This window comes from Streptomyces sp. NPDC091371 (assembly GCF_040684275.1).
Lineage (GTDB): Bacteria > Actinomycetota > Actinomycetes > Streptomycetales > Streptomycetaceae > Streptomyces.
In genome coordinates, this window is sequence record NZ_JBFBFP010000022.1 from 15,249 (window position 1) to 32,525 (window position 17,277).

Annotated in this window: 17 protein-coding genes and 1 pseudogene; 11 read left to right on the plus strand and 7 right to left on the minus strand. The window is 72.9% G+C overall.

Annotated elements, in window-relative coordinates; genetic code table 11:
- Positions 1-169 precede the first annotated feature (169 nt).
- From AB0O21_RS23220 to puuE, 3 genes are all read left to right on the plus strand, one after another.
- A complete protein-coding gene (locus tag AB0O21_RS23220; RefSeq protein ID WP_365173320.1) occupies positions 170-796 on the plus strand; it encodes a TetR/AcrR family transcriptional regulator C-terminal domain-containing protein in 627 nt (208 codons plus the stop codon).
- Positions 797-878: 82 nt separating this feature from the next.
- Positions 879-1,364 carry a hypothetical protein gene (locus tag AB0O21_RS23225; RefSeq protein WP_365173322.1) on the plus strand — a complete coding sequence of 162 codons (486 nt, stop codon included), beginning with the start codon at positions 879-881 and terminating at the stop codon, positions 1,362-1,364.
- A 90-nt stretch (positions 1,365-1,454) separates the two neighbouring features.
- On the plus strand, positions 1,455-2,366 hold the full coding sequence (gene puuE / locus AB0O21_RS23230) for an allantoinase PuuE (protein ID WP_365173324.1): 912 nt from the start codon (positions 1,455-1,457) through the stop codon (positions 2,364-2,366).
- Between the two features lie 4 nt (positions 2,367-2,370).
- Here puuE and AB0O21_RS23235 read toward each other — a convergent pair whose 3' ends face one another.
- The 5 genes from AB0O21_RS23235 to AB0O21_RS23255 form a co-directional block, all read right to left on the minus strand.
- Positions 2,371-2,823: a hypothetical protein gene (locus tag AB0O21_RS23235; RefSeq protein WP_365173326.1), complete on the minus strand. Its 453-nt coding sequence runs from the start codon at positions 2,821-2,823 to the stop codon at positions 2,371-2,373.
- Positions 2,824-2,971: 148 nt separating this feature from the next.
- A complete protein-coding gene (locus AB0O21_RS23240; protein ID WP_365173328.1) occupies positions 2,972-4,306 on the minus strand; it encodes an SMI1/KNR4 family protein in 1,335 nt (444 codons plus the stop codon).
- A 102-nt stretch (positions 4,307-4,408) separates the two neighbouring features.
- A complete protein-coding gene (locus AB0O21_RS23245) occupies positions 4,409-4,882 on the minus strand; it encodes a nuclear transport factor 2 family protein (protein ID WP_365173331.1) in 474 nt (157 codons plus the stop codon).
- A 40-nt stretch (positions 4,883-4,922) separates the two neighbouring features.
- Positions 4,923-5,642: a leucine-rich repeat domain-containing protein gene (locus AB0O21_RS23250; RefSeq protein ID WP_365173333.1), complete on the minus strand. Its 720-nt coding sequence runs from the start codon at positions 5,640-5,642 to the stop codon at positions 4,923-4,925.
- Between the two features lie 58 nt (positions 5,643-5,700).
- The gene (locus AB0O21_RS23255) at positions 5,701-6,675 is read right to left on the minus strand and encodes a WYL domain-containing protein (protein WP_365173336.1); all 975 of its coding nucleotides are present in this window, start codon (positions 6,673-6,675) and stop codon (positions 5,701-5,703) included.
- Between the two features lie 97 nt (positions 6,676-6,772).
- Here AB0O21_RS23255 and AB0O21_RS23260 point away from each other — a divergent pair, with 97 nt between their 5' ends.
- The 4 genes from AB0O21_RS23260 to AB0O21_RS23275 all read left to right on the plus strand — a co-directional run bounded on the left by AB0O21_RS23260 (position 6,773) and on the right by AB0O21_RS23275 (position 12,335).
- The gene (locus tag AB0O21_RS23260) at positions 6,773-7,174 is read left to right on the plus strand and encodes a RidA family protein (RefSeq protein WP_365173339.1); all 402 of its coding nucleotides are present in this window, start codon (positions 6,773-6,775) and stop codon (positions 7,172-7,174) included.
- Between the two features lie 115 nt (positions 7,175-7,289).
- Positions 7,290-7,727: an ankyrin repeat domain-containing protein gene (locus AB0O21_RS23265; protein WP_365173342.1), complete on the plus strand. Its 438-nt coding sequence runs from the start codon at positions 7,290-7,292 to the stop codon at positions 7,725-7,727.
- A gap of 115 nt (positions 7,728-7,842) precedes the next feature.
- Positions 7,843-8,181, plus strand: a complete 339-nt coding sequence (locus AB0O21_RS23270; RefSeq protein WP_365173345.1) for a CU044_2847 family protein — start codon at positions 7,843-7,845, stop codon at positions 8,179-8,181.
- On the plus strand, positions 8,178-12,335 hold the full coding sequence (locus tag AB0O21_RS23275) for a trypsin-like peptidase domain-containing protein (protein WP_365173348.1): 4,158 nt from the start codon (positions 8,178-8,180) through the stop codon (positions 12,333-12,335). The genes AB0O21_RS23270 and AB0O21_RS23275 overlap by 4 nt, the downstream gene beginning before the upstream one ends.
- Positions 12,336-12,374: 39 nt before the next feature.
- Here AB0O21_RS23275 and AB0O21_RS23280 read toward each other — a convergent pair whose 3' ends face one another.
- Together AB0O21_RS23280 and AB0O21_RS23285 are read right to left on the minus strand one after the other, a co-directional pair.
- A complete protein-coding gene (locus AB0O21_RS23280; protein ID WP_365173351.1) occupies positions 12,375-12,632 on the minus strand; it encodes a hypothetical protein in 258 nt (85 codons plus the stop codon).
- Positions 12,629-12,928 carry a DUF6247 family protein gene (locus AB0O21_RS23285; protein WP_365173353.1) on the minus strand — a complete coding sequence of 100 codons (300 nt, stop codon included), beginning with the start codon at positions 12,926-12,928 and terminating at the stop codon, positions 12,629-12,631. The genes AB0O21_RS23280 and AB0O21_RS23285 overlap by 4 nt, the downstream gene beginning before the upstream one ends.
- Positions 12,929-13,091: 163 nt before the next feature.
- On the opposite strand from AB0O21_RS23285, the pseudogene AB0O21_RS23290 reads away from it, so the two are divergent.
- From AB0O21_RS23290 to AB0O21_RS23305, 4 genes and pseudogenes are all read left to right on the plus strand, one after another.
- A pseudogene (locus AB0O21_RS23290) lies at positions 13,092-13,164 on the plus strand.
- Between the two features lie 73 nt (positions 13,165-13,237).
- A complete protein-coding gene (locus tag AB0O21_RS23295) occupies positions 13,238-14,374 on the plus strand; it encodes a gala protein (RefSeq protein ID WP_365173356.1) in 1,137 nt (378 codons plus the stop codon).
- On the plus strand, positions 14,371-16,068 hold the full coding sequence (locus AB0O21_RS23300) for an ankyrin repeat domain-containing protein (protein ID WP_365173358.1): 1,698 nt from the start codon (positions 14,371-14,373) through the stop codon (positions 16,066-16,068). Before AB0O21_RS23295 ends, AB0O21_RS23300 begins: the two co-directional genes overlap by 4 nt.
- Complete coding sequence (locus AB0O21_RS23305) at positions 16,065-17,264, plus strand: AAA family ATPase (RefSeq protein ID WP_365173360.1); 1,200 nt, start codon at positions 16,065-16,067, stop codon at positions 17,262-17,264. Before AB0O21_RS23300 ends, AB0O21_RS23305 begins: the two co-directional genes overlap by 4 nt.
- The last annotated feature ends 13 nt before the right edge of the window (positions 17,265-17,277 follow it).

Below are 17,277 nucleotides of genomic sequence, written 5' to 3' on the forward strand. Positions count from 1 at the left end.
AGAGCCTGTAATTTTATGGCGCGGACAGTACCCTAGGCCGCGGGCGCCGCCAAGACCCCACAGGAGAGCACCACTTGATCCCGGCCACACGCGGCGGGCAGGCGAGCGGGTGCCGGGTGGCGGGTGGCGGGTGGCGGGCGCGAACAGGGAAGGCAGGAAGGGACGAGGCATGGGCAGGCCGCCGCGGCAGCTGGTCACACGCGAGGCCATCGTGCGGACCGCGCTCGCGCTGGTCGACGAGGAGGGCGCCGACGCCCTGTCGACCACCCGCATCGCGGCCCGGCTGGGCGTCAAGGGGCCGGCGCTGTACAACCACGTCTCCGGCCGCGACGAGATCATCGACGGAATGCGGGACCTCATCGTGGCCGAGATGGAGCTCGCCCCGGCGATCCGCCCCTGGACGGCCGCCCTGGACAGCTGGGCCCGCTCCTACCGGGCGGCCTTCGCCGCCCACCCGCGCGTCGTACCCCTGCTCGTCGGCCGTCCGGTGCGTTCCGTCGCGGCCCTCCAGGCCTATGCCGACGCGTTCGCCGTGCTCCGGGAAGCGGGCTGGCCCGAGGAGCAGCTCCTCCCGATCGTGCGCTGCGTCGAGTACTACCTCATCGGCTCCGCCCTCGACCTCGCCGCCCCGGACGACGTACTACCGCCGGGCGAGGAGCCCCCGCCCGGGCTCGAACCCCTGCTGAACCCGCCGCCGGACCTCCGCGAGCTGGCCTTCGAAGCCGGATTGGCCGCGCTCACCCGCGGGTTCGAGAGCACCCTGGCCGACTTGAGGGAGCGGCGCGCGGGCGCCTGAGGGGCAGCCCCGGGGGCCCCTGTCCCTTTACCCAAGGGAAAACGCGGCTGCGTCGAACCCGGGGGCCAGGCAGCATGGCGGTGTGGCTGATCTGCTGTGGGATGACGTGAAGTGCTTCTTCGATCCGGACCTGATGGGTTCGCTGCCGGACGTCCGCGTCCCGAACGCCTCGGTGGAGGACTGGCAGGCGGTGCTCGATCTGGTCGAGGAGAGGGGCTGGTCGTGCCGGTACTCCGAGGGCGACAGGGTGCTGCCGATGCCTCGGGCGGGGGCTGTGCTGTCCCGCCCCGCGGATGCCGAGTGCCCTGAGCTGCGGGTCTGGCCGACGGCCGACATCCTGGCGATCTTCCGTTTCCATTCCGACGATGAAATCGACTTCGATGTCGACCTGTACGAGTTGCAAGGGCAGGAGCGGCTTGATGACTTCTGCGGCTTCCTTCGCCGGATCGGACAGCAGCTGGGCAAGCCGGTGCTGATGGATTCGGAGGGCGGCAACGGGCATCCGGTTCTCGGCTTCGATACCGAAGCCGACCGCGTCGTCCTCCTCGAGACACCGCCGGTCAGGTGACTGCGGCCGGCGGCCGCGGTGCGGTGCCTCGGCAAGCGGCACGGCCCCGCCTGTCCGGCGCGGCGCCCTGTCGGCGGTAGGGTGCGGCCCGTGTCCGAGCACCAGCGCGACCTCGTCGGCTACGGCGCCGACCCGCCGCACGCCGCCTGGCCCGGCGGCGCCCGGGTGGCCGTCAGCCTCGTCCTCAACTACGAGGAGGGCGGCGAGCAGAACGTGCTCGAGGGCGACCGCGCATCGGAGGCGTACCTCCACGAGCTCGTCGGCACGCCGCCCGTGGTGGGCGGGCGGGATCTGAACGTCGAGTCGATGTTCGCGTACGGCTCACGGGCCGGGTTCTGGCGCATCCATCGCACGCTCGCGACGCACGGTGCGCCGCTCACCGTCTACGCCGCGGGGCAGGCGCTCGAACGCAACCCGGACGCGGCACGGGCGATGGGCGACGCCGGCTGGGAAGTGGCGAGCCACGGCTGGCGCTGGATCGACTACCGGCACGTGCCCGAGGACGCCGAGCGCGCCGACATCGCACGCTCCGTCGCGACGATCGAACGGCTCGTCGGACGCCGCCCCGTCGGCTGGTACACCGGCCGTACGAGCCCCAACACGCGCCGCCTCTTGGTCGAGGCGGGAGGGTTCCTGTACGACTCGGACGACTACTCGGACGACCTGCCGTACTACGTGGAGGAAGCCGGCCGCCCGCACCTCGTGGTGCCGTACAGCCTCGACGCGAACGACTTCAAGTACCTGATCGTCCACGGCTTCACGACCGCCGACGACATGCTCACGTACCTCGTCGACACCTTCGACGCACTCCACGCCGAGGGCGCCGACCGCCCGCGCATGATGAGCGTCGGCCTGCACTGCCGGATCACCGGCCGGCCGGGGCGCATCCGCGCGCTCGACGGCTTCCTGGAACACATCGCCCGGCGGGGCGGGGCCTGGGTCACCACCCGCGAGCAGATCGCACGCCACTGGCTCGCCGCGCACCCGCCGCTGGGCCGATGACGGACTACTCGTAGATCTGGGCGGCTGAGAGCTGGTCAGCGACGGATCGCCAGGTGACCGGTTCGAGCTTCGCGTGATACGGCGTGTCGGCCGCCAGCCAGGCTGCCCAGGATTCGAGTACGGCGTGCAGGTCGCCGTGCGCCCAACTGCCTCCGTCGAAGGCCCATTCACCGCGGTCGGCCTTCACCCGGGTTTCCCGCTGGTCTCGGGCGAAGTCGACGGCGAGCGTCGCGACATACATGCGCAGGCTGTCTGCGCCGTCCACCTCGTCCGGCCCCGTGACGGAACCGAGGAAGCCGTCAACGGACTGGTTGGTCCAGCGCTGCGCTGCGGGTGCCCTGGGATCTCGCCCGTTGCACGCGGTCGCGCAGGCCGCCGACAGCAGTCGGAGGTGGGTGATGAAGTCCTGGCGGGACTCCACCCGTTGCCAGGAACCGATGCTTCGGGATGCGGTCACTTCGAGAGGGTACGAACCCCGCCGGCCTGGGTCGACCGGATTGTTCGAGCAGAACCTGAAGACGGGCCGGCCGTCGCCTCGCCGGCGCCGGAGTGTGCGCGGGCCGCCGATTTCGCACACGCTCCGGCCGGGTGGCGGTCCGTGCCGGCTAGGCCGCCGGGCCGAGGTCGCCCTCGAGGAGCGTTTGTATGATCCGGGGCCGGTCCCAGAGGGCCAGGATCTCGTTGGCGAGGTCCACGACGGGCAGGTGGTCCTGGTCCCGCACCTTGATCGCCGCGGCTTTCAGGGTGCGCGGGACGGCTCCGGCGTCCAGGAGGACGCGCCATTCCCGTGCGCCGAGTTCCAAGAACTCCAGTCCGGTGAATCCGGCGACCTCAAGGGGGTCGGCCAGTGTGCCGGGCAGGGCGGTGAGTGTGCGCAGGCGGGGCAGTCCGGCGACGGGCGCGAGGCTGAACGGAGTGCCGGCCCATGCGCCGATCGACAGGACTTCCAGAGCGGGGTCGGCGGCGGCTTCGATGGTCTCGAGGCCTCCCGTGCCGACCTTGGCCACGGCCGGAAGCCCATCTCCGTGGTGGGTGTGGCCTTCCTCCCGTACCCGGCCCAGGACGAAATCGGTGAGGGAGTCGGCCACGAGCTCGGCACCGAGGCTCTGCTCGTGATCGACCAGGATGACCTGCCCGACGTGCCCGGCCGGGCCGGGAGTCAGGTCGACCGCGAACTCGTCGCCGCCGTTGCTCCCGAAGCCGATCCAGCCCGGTGAGCCGGCCACGCCCTGCACCGCGGCGTCGGGCGGGGTGCGGAGCGCCTCCGTCGCGCCGAGGTACCAGCCGGGGTGACGCACTGCCCCGTCGACAGCGTTCAGATGCTCCAAGCCGGAGATCTCGCAGCCAACCGCATTATTGGCGCTGATCGCCCCTTCGAAGTCGTCGACCCAGTCCACCCGCGTCACCCGGTAGACCACCTTGAGCTCATCGGACAACGTGACGCCGAGGCGCGCTTCGGCGGCGGCGATCTGTTCCTCCGTCGCGCCGACTGCGTCGGGCAGCCGCTCGCGCAGCGTCCGCTCCAGCAACTCCAGATCCACCGAAGGTGCCGGTGCCGCGCCCGGCACCGGATCCGGACGGCGGAGCCAGGGCTCGGGAAGGGCGCCGTCTGCCAGGACGAGCACCCCCAAGTCCGGGTAGCCGACGGCCGGTTCCACGACCGGGCTCGGCCAGACCAGGCCTAGCGTGGTGCTGCCGTCCGGTTGGACCTCGGCCCTGAACGCGATCTCCTGGACTCCGCCGCGCGCGAGGGCCGTTTGTATGTTCTCCACCGCGATCCGCGCCGTCGACGACATGGCTCCGCGATGGGCGAGGCTCCAGCCGTGCCGGCTGATGCGTCCTGCGACACGGGCCGACCGGGCGGAACGCCGGTCCGTGTCATCGGCGAGCATGAGCCGCAGCACCGGCTCCCACGTCGCGAACTCGGATACCGATGACAAGGGGGGTCTCTGATCAACCATGCCCAGACCGTACGCGGAGCCAATGACAATCGGGGCGGGCGGGCTGTCGGTTGCCCGCAGGTCACCCCCCAAGCTTCAACGTCACGACTGGCCTGGGCTGTCGAGCTGTTCTGTGGGACCGGCGAAGGACAGGAACAAGGTCCGGCGCGCGAGCAGCCAGGCGCCGTTCACCGTGCGGAACGTGTCTTCGTAGTGCCCCACCTGGGTCGGAGGCCTCGGTGGGACCAAGCCTCCGGAGTATCCGTCGACCCGGTACGTGGTGAAGTAGGTGGTGGCGGTGGCGGTCTCGGCAGAGGTCACGGTGACGAGGATGTTGGTGCAGATGCGGCGGGACAGCCTGTCCGCAGGCCGGCCGCCGAAGTAGTCGCGAAGGGCATCGCGGCCCGCTACCAGGCGATCGCCGGCGGGCCATTCCCACATCCCGTCCGGCACGAAGAGGTCGGCCACCGAGCTCGGGTCCGCGAGGTCGAGGCGGTGGACGAACTCGACGATCAGACGCTCACAGGCCCGCTCGGCGAGCAGACGTTCCACCGGGTCGATCGTTTCCGCATCCATGATCAATTCCTAGCAGAGTCGCGTCTGCGGCCGAGTGTGATCACGTCAAGACCACGCATCCCCGCCGCTCCAGTCGGGTCAGCAGCGGCAGGGAGGGGTCGATGTCGTTCCATCGCAGGTCCAGTTTCTCCAGCGATGGCATCTGAGCGAGCCATTCCGGCAGGCTGCTGAGCCGGTTGCTCCGCAGATCGATCTGCCGCAGCAGCGGGAGGCCGGCCAGGGATTCGGGAAGCTCGGCGACAGCGTTCTCCCGAAGGTCCAGGTGCCGCAGCGCGAGGAGTTCGGCGGTCGACGGCGGCAGGTGCTCGATGTTGTTTCCGCGTAGCCAGAGCTCACGCAGCTTGCTGAGCCGGCCGATCGTGCCGGGCAAGGTGGTCAGTCGATTGTGCTGTGCTCGCAGCTCGATGAGCCTGGCCATCCCGCCGATGGCGTCGGGCAGGGCGGTCAGGCGGTTCTCGCCGACGTTGAGATAGCGCAGTCGTGCCAGGCGTCCCAGGGTCTGCGGAAGCCCGGACAGGCGGTTGTCGTGCAGGTAGAGGCAGTCGGTGAGTGCGGGCAGGTCCCCCAGCTCGTCCGGCACGGAGGTGAGTTCGTTGTGGCCGAGGTCCAGGGTGCTGAGTCGGTCCAGTTTGCCGATCTCCGGCGAGAGGGCGGTGAGCCCGTTGTCCGCGAGGATCAGCACGCGGAGCTCGGTCAGTCGCCACACCGACTCGGGTACCGCGCCGAGCTCTTGACGCCATAGGTTCAGTGCGTGCCTCACAGCCTTCGCCCTTTCCTCGATCGGTGCAGGGATCTCCGTAGCGCCCTGTCGCTCGGGCTCAGGATGTCGCTCCGTAGCGGGCGGCGATCGCTGCGGCGCGGTTGTGCAGGGAGTGGCGCAGCCACTGCGGGGACAGGGCTTCCGCATGCGTGGCCAGGTGCCACACCGCCCATTCGGCATGTCTCCGGTCTTGGAACGCCACCTCCAGCCGCAGCCATCCGTCTGCGTCGGCTTCTTCGGTGAGGACGGCCAGCGCGGTGCCGACCAGGGCCTCCCTCCGCGCCGGGTCCACCCGTACCAGCACGACGACTTGGTCGCCGCCGGTCCGGAACCGCGTGCCGCGTTCGCGCCAGGCCCGGTCCAGATCGACCCGGTCCGGTCGCTCTGCCGGTTCGGCGAGTTCCTCGGCGGACAGGATGCGGGACAGCCGGTAGGTGCGGTCCTCGCCGGACCGCGTGGCCAGCAGGTACCCCTGGTCTCGTACGGTGACCAGCCCGACCGGGTCCACCGTGCGCCATTTCGGGCTCTGGTCCACGGCCGCGTAGCGGATGCGCAGCTTGTGTCCGGCGAGTACCGCGCGCCGGACCTCGGACACCACGGTGTCGGGTACCTCCTCGGCGACCGTCCGGCGCGAGAGGAGGTCGGTCTCGGGGTCGATGAGCAGCCGCTGGACCGCGCCGGCCGCGATGTCCCGATGGCTCTCGGGTAGTGCGTCGACCACTTTGAGCATGGCCGAGGCGAGCGCCGAGCCGAGGCCGAACGTCTGCGCGCCGCGCCGTGATCCGGCGATCAGCAGGGCGAGCGCTTCGTCGTGGTTCAGTCCGGTGAGCTCGGTCCTGAATCCGGGCATCAGCGCGAAACCGCCGTGCCGGCCGCGTTCGGCGTAGACGGGAACGCCGGCCGCGGACAGCGCCTCGATGTCGCGCAGCACGGTACGGGTGGACACCTCCAGCTCGCGGGCCAGCGCGGCCGCGGACAGCCGGCCCTGCTGCCGCAGCATCAGTACCAGCGAAACCAACCGGTCGGCGCGCATCCGAGAACTCTAAGCGAATACACGACACACGGTGTCGTGATTGCTTGGGAGGCTTGTCCTCGTAACGAAGATCCATCGCACACGAGAGGTGATCCCCATGGCGCACACCATCGTCAATCCTGAAGGTCTGCACAACCCGGTCCCGTACGGCTACAGCCACACCGCGGCCGTCCCCGCGGGCACGGAACTGGTGCTCATCGCGGGTCAGTACGGATCGGGCCCGGACGGCGCGGTCGTCTCGACCGACTTCACCGAGCAGGTGAAGCAGACCTTCCGCAACATCGGCACCGCTCTCGCCGCCCATGGGCTCGACCTCAGCCACGTCGTCCAGCTCAGGACGTACGTGGTGGACCACGACGTCAGCAAGCTCGGGCCGATCGCCGGGGCCGTGCAGGAGTGCTGGGACAAAGAGCCCCCCACGCAGACCCTCATCGGTGTCGCGAGCCTGGCCACCCCTGACGTGCTGTTCGAGGTCGAGGCGGTCGCCGCCCGGCCCTGAGACACGCTCTGCCGATGACACCCACCCGCTGCCGCAAGCCCCCCATCACTGCGTGGAGGCGGGCCGGCGGCAGTGTGGTGTCCGGCTTCCGCCCGGCCGGTTAGCCTCCGTGACCATGAAGCGACGCCGCCAGAAGATGCTCTCCCGCCACTTGTTCGAAGCGATCGTGAAGAACGATGCCCTGCGGGTACGTGCGGCGCTGCGCGCCGGTGCCGACCCGCGGCGAGCGGAAGCCGGGGGAACGACGCCTTTGTACGAGGCATCCGTGAGCGGCAGGACGGGGATCGTGCGCCTGCTGCTGGAAGCCGGGGCTCCCCCGGACGCCGAGAGCCGGGGCATCGGCGCGGAGGGCACGCCGCTGTGCGCGGCGGCGTGCTGGGGAGAGGCGGACACGGTGCGGGAACTGCTGGCTCATGGCGCCGATCCGAACCTTCGCGAAGACGACGGCGCCGGCCGGTCCCCGCTGGACTGGGCGAACGCCGGCCCCCACCCCGAAACGGTCGCCGTGCTGACCGCGGCAGGAGCCGTCGACCGGGCCGGAACGGTCACCTGAGTCATTCGGCACGGAGCGGTCCACCGGTGGGCGGGTTCGGCCCGAGCCGAGGTGCAGCGGGTGCCGGGGCAGCCGACGATTGGGGAGACGACGCCTGACGAGCTGAGGAGGCATCGTGACGGCTCTGGCCCGGATTCCGTTGGCGGGCGGGGGCAGCATCCTCGTCGAGGGGCCGGGGCTGCCGACCGGCCCCGTGCAGGCCGGTCGCATCGGCGATGCCGTGCGCCAACTGCCGGGAAGTCTGCAGGAGGCTCTGGAGCCGGTCACGGAGGCGGCACGCGCCACGCTCGAACAGTTGCGCAAGGCCCGGCCCGACCAGATCACCGTCGAGTTCGGTGTCGACCTGGCGGTCGAGGCGGGGGCCGTGATCACCAAGAGCCAGGCGACGTGCCACCTGAAGGTGACCATGTCGTGGAACCGGGCGGTGCCGGACGAGGGCGGGGCCGACCGGTGAACGGCGCCGGGCAGTGGGACCTGCCCCGTGCCGTGACGCAGGTCCTGGACCCGGACGGCCGGGTGGCCGGGGCCGGCTTCCTGGTGGCCGAGGACGTCCTGGTCACCTGTGCACACGTCGTGCGGGCCGCGGGAAGCGGCCCGGGGGGCGTCGTGCGGCTGGCGTTCCCCCACGTGGAAGGCGCTCCCCAGGCCGAGGGGCAGGTTCTCGAAGAGGCGTGGCGTGCCCCGGGGGCCGAGGACGTGGCGTTCGTACGCCTGGGCGGTACGGCTCCGCGCGCGGCCGCGCTGCCGCTCGGCTCCGCGGCCGGGTGCCGGGGCCATACGGTGCGCTCGTTCGGGTTCCCCGCGCAGGCCCCGCCGGACGGACACTTCGGCTTCGGTGTGGCCGGCAAGGTGCTGCCGGCGACCGAGAGCCGGGGGGCGCATCTGCAGCTGACCGCCGCCAACGACCTCACCACCGGTTTCAGCGGTGGGCCGGTGCTGGACGAGGTGACGGGCCTGGTCATCGGCATGCTCACGGAGATCACGGCCCCCGACGAGCACGAGCGGGGGCAGGGCATCGCGTACGTCACCCCCACGCAGGTCCTGAGGGAGGTCCTGCCGACGCTGGCCGAGCAGGACATGTGCCCGTACCAGGGGCTGGAGTCGTTCACCGCCGAACAGGCCCGGTGGTTCGAGGGCCGCAGGGAAGCGGTACGGCAGGTGGTGGCCAACCTGGCCGGTGGGCGGCGGCTCACCCTGCTGCTCGGGCCTTCCGGCTCGGGCAAGTCCTCCCTCGTCCAGGCAGGCGTATTGCGGGCGCTGGCGGCGGGCGGGCTGCCGGGCAGCGACCGGTGGCTGCCCGTGGTCGTCCGGCCGCGGCAGGACCTGGCGGCCGAGATCGAACGAGCGGGACTGGCCGGCGCCGCCACGGACGGCATCGCGGCGGCAGTGGGCCGCAGGCTGGCCGCCGAGCCCGACCGGGATCGCGTACTGCTCGTCGTCGACCAGTTCGAGGAACTCCTGACCGGGCCTGCGGCCGGTGGGCAGGAGGCCCGTACGGGCCAGACGGGCCAGACGGGCCAGACGGGCCAGACGGGCCGTACCGCCCACACCGAACTCGCGGCCGTCGCGGACCAGATCGCGGAGGCGGCCGGCTCACCGGCCCAGCTCTCCGTGGTGCTGATCATGCGGGACGACTTCTACCCCCAACTGGCCGCCGTGGCACCCCGGCTGCTGGAAGCCGCGATGCCCGGACTCCTCAACGTGCCGGGCACCCTGAGCGAGGAGGACCTGCACGACATCATCACCCTGCCCGCCCAGGACGTGGGGCTGCACTTCCAGCCGGGCCTGCCCGAGCAGATGATCGCCGACGTCCTGGCCGCGAGCCCCGAGGAGGCGGCCGCGAGCCGCCGGGCGCCCGCCACGGTGCTGCCGATGCTGGAGCTCGCGCTCAGCCAGCTGTGGCTGCGGCGCGAGGACGGCTACCTCACCCATGAGGCGTACCGGCGCATCGGAGCGGTCAGCGGCAGCCTCACCACGTGGTGTGACACCGCCCTCAACCAGCTGCCGCCGGGGCAACGTCCCGTCGCGCAGGGCATCCTGACCGCCCTGGTCCACCCGGCGGACCCGGCCCGCCGCATTCCCGCCGTACGTGCGCGCGTCCCGATCGACGAGCTCCGCGAGCTGGTGGCGGGTGGCGGTGACGGAGGCGTGGACGAGGTCATCGCCGGCCTCGCGCGCCACCGCATCATCACCACCCAGCGCTTGGACGCCCCGGCTGGGCAGGCGGTGGCCGAACTGGTCCATGACTCCCTCATCCGCGACTGGGGCACCCTGCGGGAGTGGGTCGGTCAGGACCACCGCTTCCAGGAGTGGCTCGACCGCACGCGGGAGCGCCGTGCCCACTGGGCCGCGCAGCGCGACCCGGGGGACCTGCTGGCCGGGACGGCCCTGGCCGAGGGCCTGGAATGGTCGCGGCAACGCCATCTGCCGGGCGATATCACGGCCTTCCTCACCGCCAGCCGGCAGCGCCAGCAGGCCGTGATCCGGCGCAGCAGGCGCCTCAACGCCATCCTCGCCGGCCTGCTCGTCCTCGCGCTCCTCGCCGCGGGCGGCGCCCTGTGGCAGTGGCGGACGGCGGTCGGTCAACGGCAGGCAGCCCTGTCCCGGCAGCTCGCCACCCAGTCCGAGACGCTGAGCGGCACGAACCCCGAGCTCTCCGCCCTGCTGGCCATCCAGGCCTACCGCACCAGTCCGACGTCCGAGTCCCTGGCCAGCCTGCGGTCCTCCGCCACGCTGCCGCTGCACCGCCGCCTGTCCGGCCACACCAACCTGGTCAACTCCGTGGTGTTCAGCCCGGACGGCCGCACCCTTGCCACCGGGAGCAGCGACAAGACCGTACGGCTGTGGGACGTGGACGCGGGCCGGACCCGCACCGTCCTCAAGGGCCATACCGACACGGTGACGGCGGTGGCGGCCAGTCCCGACGGCACTGCGTTCGCCACCGGCAGTCTGGACGGCACGGCACGGCTGTGGGACGCGCGGACCGGCGCGTTGCGGACCACCCTGCCCAGGCAGTCCGACGACGTCTGGGCAGTGGTGTTCAGCGCCGACGGCCGCACGCTCGCCGTCTGTGACGGCGACAAGAAGGTGCGCCTGTGGGAGGTGGGCACGGGCAAGGTCCGCGCCACCCTCGAGGGACACACCGACCACGTGGTCTCGGTCGCGTTCAGCCGGGACGGCCGTACCGCCGTCACCGGCAGCTGGGACCGGACCGCGCGAGTCTGGGACGCCGCCACCGGGGAGCACCGCAGAACGCTGGCGGGGCAGGCCCAACCGCTGCAGTCGGTGGCTCTCGCCCGGGACGGCCGCACGCTCGCCACCGGCAGCTGGGACGGCACGGCGTGGCTCTGGGATGCCGAGACGGGCAAGGCGCGCCTCTCGCTGAGCGGGCACTCCGACATCGTGTACTCGGTGGCGTTCAGTCCCGACGGCCAGACCCTCGCCACCGGCAGCGTCGACCGGACGGCGCGGCTGTGGGACGTGGCCACCGGTGCGACCCGCGACGAGCTCGTAGGGCACACCAACATGGTCTACGCGGTGGCGTTCAGCCCCAATGGCCATACCCTCGCCACGGGCAGCCGTGACGAGACGGTACGGCTGTGGGACATCACCCGGGCGACCCGGACCACCCTGGTCGGACACATCAACCGGGTGGAGACCGTGGCGTTCGGTCCCGACGGCCGGACGCTCGCCACGGGCAGCGCCGACTTCACCGTGCGGTTGTGGAACATGCCCATGGGCACGGTGCGCACCGTCCTGAAGGGCCACACGCAGGGCGTGAACGCCGCCGCGTTCAGCCCGGACGGCCGTACCCTCGCCACCGCCGGCGCGGACAAGACCGTACGACTGTGGGACGTGGACAGCGGTGAGGAGCGCGCGAAACTGCTCGGCCACCAGAACGCCGTGAACTCCGTGGCGTTCAGCCCGGACGGCCGTACCCTCGCCACCAGCAGCCGTGACAAATCCGTACGCCTGTGGGACCTGGCGACCGCCGAGGAGCGCGCCGTCCTGCACGGCCACGACGAGCAGGTGTACGGCATCGCGTTCAGTCCCGACGGCCGTACGCTCGCCACCGCGGGCGCAGACTTCACCGCGCGGCTGTGGGACGTGGCCACCGGCAAGGAGCGCACCGTCCTGCGCGGGCACACCGATCAGGTCTATTCGCTGGCGTTCAGCCCCGACGGCCGCAGCCTCGCCACCGGAAGCCTCGACTACACCGCCCGGGTCTGGGACATGGGCACCGGCAAGACCCGCAAGACCCTGGTCGGGCACTACGACTGGGTGGTCGCGGTGGCCTTCAGCCCCGACGGGCGGACCCTCGCCACCGGCAGCAGCGACTCGTCCGCGGTGCTGTGGGACGTGGCGGCCGGGAAGTCCCGCGCCACCTTGTGGGGGCACTTCGACGGACTGTCCTCCGTGGCGTTCAGCCCCGACGGGCGGACGCTCGCCACGGGCAGCGCGGACAGGACGGCCCGGCTGTGGGACGTCCGCCTGGCCCCGGCCGGCGACGCGATCAAGAAGATCTGCCGCGCGATCGGCCGCGACCTGACCCCGGCGGAGAGCACGGCGTACCTGCCGGGGCGGTCCCCCGGGCCCGTGTGCGCATGAACCCGGGGGGGCGCACCGGCCGTGCGGGGCTCCGCGGTGTCAGCTCGCCCAGACGATGTCGAGCACCCGGAGGTGGCCGAGGTTGCGGTTGATCCAGTAGACGACGGTGAGCGGGCCGACCGCCGCGCAGCGCACGTCCTCGCCCTCGGGGTCGGTACGGTCCCACTGGGGCCATGACCACGGCGAGCGCGACGCGATGTCGAGGACGTCACGGGCCATCTCCCGGACAGCGGGGTCGAGCCCCGCGAGGCAGGCGGCGGCCCGCGGTGCCAGCCGGGCCGGCCAGGCGTCGCTCACCGGCGGGGCCCTATGACGTCCTCGAGGGCAACGCTCTCGGTGTCCTCGAACCCCGATGCGGCGAAAGCCGCGACGGCGGGTGCGGTGTCGAGTCGGCCCTGCCATGCGCGGACGACCCCGTGCAGGGCGGTGAGATCGAAGGTGTGGCGGGACTCCTCCAGGGCATTGGACCAGTCGCGGTCGAACGCGGGGAGCCAGCGATCAGCGGCGGGATGCGCCACGATGCGGGTGCGGACCTTGGCGGCCGCGGCGGGGGCCGGCGGGGCCTGGTGCGGGTGTACGGGCTGTGCGCTCATGCCTGGGTCCTTTCCTCTGCGTCGAGTCTGGCGGCCGACGGCGGCTCAGTCGAGCACGCGGACCGGCGGACGGCAACGGGTGGGCACATCAGGGCAGTCAGGACGTGACGACCCAAACTGGTGATCGATTTCCGGTCGCCGGGTGGGTATGATCGCCGACAGCAAGGCCGTAGCGCAGAGGTCGTCGCGCCCACGCATCGAGCTGGAGGACGTCGGTTCGAATCCGACCGGTCTTGCGTCTACTTCCGCAGTTCTCGTCTCAAGTCGTGGTGGACGCCGGGCACCGGCGAAGAAGCCGGTGGAGTGGTGATGACACAGCCGACACCCGTACGGTGCCCCGCGATCGAGCACCCCGACCTGCCGGCGGCCGACCCGGCCGGCCTCGACCCGTTGCTCGCCCGCCTCGCGGCGGACCGGCCCGTCGACGCCGACGAGACCTTCCCGCTCGGCACCCTGCGCGCCGACGGCCGCGTCGACCTCTGCAAGCAGGGGCTCGGCCCGGCCGGTGCGGCCCGGCTGCTGCCCGCCGCGGCCGCCTCCGCCCACGCCACCCACCTGCTCCTCGGCACCAACGCCATCGGCGACGCGGGCGCCCGCACGCTGGCCGGAACACTCACCGGCAACCACGGGCTGCACACCCTCTACCTCGGCTGCAACCGGGTCGGCCCCGACGGGGCGGGCGCCCTCGCCGACGCCCTCTCCGACGATTCCACCGTCCGCGCCCTCTGGCTCAAGCGGAACCCGCTCTTCGGGGACGGCGCCCGCGCCCTGGCCGCGCTGCTGCGCCGCAACACCTCGCTGCGCACCCTCGACCTGGTCAACACCGGGATCGGCGCCGACGGCGTACGCCTCCTGCTCGACGCCCTGCTGGACCGCGAACAGCCCCTGGAACGCCTCTTCCTCGGCGGCAACGGCCTCGGCCCCGACGCCGCCCCGCTGCTCGCCGCCCTGATCCGGGACGCCGGGGTGCGCGAGCTGTACGCCCCGGCCAACCACCTCGGCGACCAGGGCGCCGCGACCCTCGCCACCGCCGCGGCCGCCTCGGCCCACCCGGTCCGCCTCGGGCTCGGCGGCAACGGCATCGGCGCCGCCGGCGCCCGCTCCCTGGCCGCGTCCCTCGGCGGCATCGAAGCCCTCGACCTCGGCCGGACCATGTCCGAGCGCAGCCTCGGAGCCCCCGGCAACGACCCCGGCGACGAAGGGGCGTACGCCCTGGCGGCCGCCCTGCCCGGCAGCCCGCTGCGCCGCCTGGAGCTGCGCCACACCGGCCTCACCGGACGCGGCGCGAAGAGCCTGCTCGCCGCGGTGCCCGCCGACAGCCCGCTGGAGTACGTCGGGCTGGGCCCGGGCCTGCCCCGCCGGGTGAAGCGCTCCTTCACCGAACGGCTCCGCCCCGCCCGGGCCGCCCACCCGGACGTGCGCGCCATCGGCAGCGTGTACCGGTGAGCGCGGAGAACGCCGAACTGCTAGGCGGCTTCCGGCCGGAGGACGGCCCGGCATGGCAGCGGATCCGCCGCTACGCCGTGCCCGGCTGGATGATCGAGCAGGCCACCGCGCACCGGCTGGCCGGTGACTGGCGGGCGGCCTGCGCGGCCGCCGCCGTGGACGTCGACTTCGAGCTGCCCGAGCTCCAGGCCCGCTACGGCCCCGCCGTAGCCGAGGCCGTGGCCGAGGACCTGCGCCACCTCGCCCCCGACCTGCTGCGCTGGCACCTGCCCCGGCTCCTGGGCGGCCGCACCACCATCGCCCTCGAAATGAGGATCCTGCTCGCCTCGTACGGCGGCCGGGGCGGCCCGACCCTGTCGGTCACCACGCCCCTCATGTCCGAAGGGCCGCAGCGGCTGCGCCTGCAGTGCGCGCCGGTCGTCACCAAGCGGAACCGGTACACGGGACGCGGCCTCGTGTCGGAGGACTGGACCGCGATCCGGCCGTTCTGGGACGCCCGGTGCGCATCCGAGCTGGGCGCGCGCTTCGCCGCCCCGGACGGCCTCGCCGAGCGGACCGCCGAGCTGTGGGCCCGGGGCGAGACGGCCGAGGCCTACGCGGCGGCGGGCATCGAGTGCGACCTGACCGTACCCCCGCCGCAGCCGCACCAGCGCACGTCGGACCCGAAGGCCGTCCTCGCGCGGATGCCCGTCGACCTCTCCCGGCTCGTCCCGGAGGTGGCGCGGCTCGTGGCGGCCGGAGCGGGGAACCGCTTCCGGATCGCGGCCGGCTGGCGCCGGCACCTCCTGCTGGAACACGCCGGTCCCGACGGGCTCCGCGCCCGCGTCGTCGACCAGGCCGAGGCGCCCGCACCGCTGCTGCCCCGGTACGCCTGGCAGCGCCTCCCCGACCTCGAACTGGTTCGGACCGGCCGGATCACCCCGCGCGAGCTGCACCCGCTGGTGGCCGCCGCGCTGTTCCCCGCCGCCGGACCCGCCGCGGGCCCTCCCGGCCCCGAATCGGGCGAGCCGGTACGGGTGCGCTGCCGCGGCGGGTGGCACGAGGTGCGCTCGCGGGACGGCGTACTCGACGTACCGCACACCCCCGAGGAGCAGCAGCGCGAGCGCGCCATGCGGGCGTTCGGCGGCGCGGTCTCGGGGTGCTTCGCCGTGCAGCAGACCTGGACCACGGGCGAGGGGCGGCTGCCCCGTGCCCTCCAGGCCCAGCGGCACGACCTCTTCCTGCGCGTCCAGAACGGCGACACCCCCGGTGTGGTGGCGCTGCTGGACGCGGGCGTGGACCCCCGGATCCGGGACGCCCGCGGCCGCGGCCTGCTGCACCAACTCCATCTGCTCGACCACGACATGCTGCTGCCCCGACTGCTGGCGGCCGGGCTCGACCTGGAGGCACGGGACAAGGCCCAGCGCACCCCGCTGCTGTCCGCGGTGCACTGGGGCGGTTCGGCGGAGCTGGTCCGGGCCCTGCTGGCGGCCGGGTCCCGGATCGACGTCACCGACGAGATGGAACTGTCGCTGTCCCAGGAGATCCGCCGCTACAAGCGCACCGACCTCGCCTTCCTGCGGGACCGCGTCGACGGGGAGTTCCCCGGCATCGGTGCCGACTGGTTCGACGAGCACATGGAGTACCGCGAGGAATACGGGGACGACGAGGACGAGGACGGGTACGAGCCCGAAGACATGGACGAAGACGCATGAGCGCGACCCTGCCGCAGCCTTCGCGGGCCCTGGCCGCTGCCGACGCCCTGGGCGCCCGGCTCAGGGCCACGCGCACCGAGCCCGCCACCAGCCCCCAACTGGAGGCGCTGGCCCTGGCCGTGACGGCCAATCAGCCCGTCCTGCTGTGGGGTGAGCCCGGCATCGGCAAGTCCGCCGGCATGGAGCAGCTCGCCACCGCGCTCGGCGTGGGGCTGGAGACCGTGATCGCCAGCGTCCACGAGCCGTCCGACTTCGCCGGGCTGCCCATCGTCGGCGAGGACCCCGCCACCACCGGCGTCCCCATGGCCCCGCCGGACTGGGCGGTGCGCCTCGCCCGCACCGGCCACGGGCTGCTGTTCTTCGACGAGCTGTCCTCCGCCCCGCCGGCCGTGCAGGCGGCCCTGCTGCGCGTGGTCCTGGAACGCCGGGTCGGCAGTCTCGAACTCCCGGCGGCGGTACGGATCGTCGCCGCGGCCAACCCGCCCGCCAGCGCCGCCGACGGCTGGCACCTCAGCCCGCCGCTCGCGAACCGCTTCGTCCACCTCGACTGGACGCACAACCCGCGCACCGTGGCCCGCGGCATGGCCGGCACCTGGCCCGAGGTGGCCATCCCCGCCGTCGATCCCGGCAAGGCCTCCGGTGCCGTCGCCCGGGCCCGCGGCGCCGTCTCCGGTTTCCTCACCGCCCGGCCGGGGCTGGTCCACCACATGCCGGCCGAGGCGGCCGCACGGGGTCGCGGCTGGCCCTCCCCGCGTACCTGGGAGATGGCCCTGCGGCTGCTGGCCACGGGGTATGCGGCCTCGACGGGCCGGGAGGCGCTGGCCGCCGCGCTCACGGGCGCCGTAGGCGAAGCCGCCGGGATCGAACTGCTCTCGTACCTGGAGCACCTCGACCTGCCCGACCCGGACCGGGTGCTGGCCGACCCGGACGCCTTCGCCCTGCCCGAGCGCGGCGACCGGCAGCTGGCCTTCCTGATCGCCGTCGTCGCGGCCGTGCAGAGCGAGCTCACCCGCCCGCGCTGGGAGGCGGGCTGGGCGGTCCTGGCCAAGGCCGTGGACGCGGGCGTGCCCGACGTCGCCGCCCGCGCCGCCGCCGACCTCGCCGCGATGCGCGACCTCGACTGGCCGGTGCCCGCCGGCATCGACGCCTTCGTGGAACTGCTCCAGCTGTCCGGCTCCCTGCCGGGCGGCGACTGAGCCCGGGCCGGCC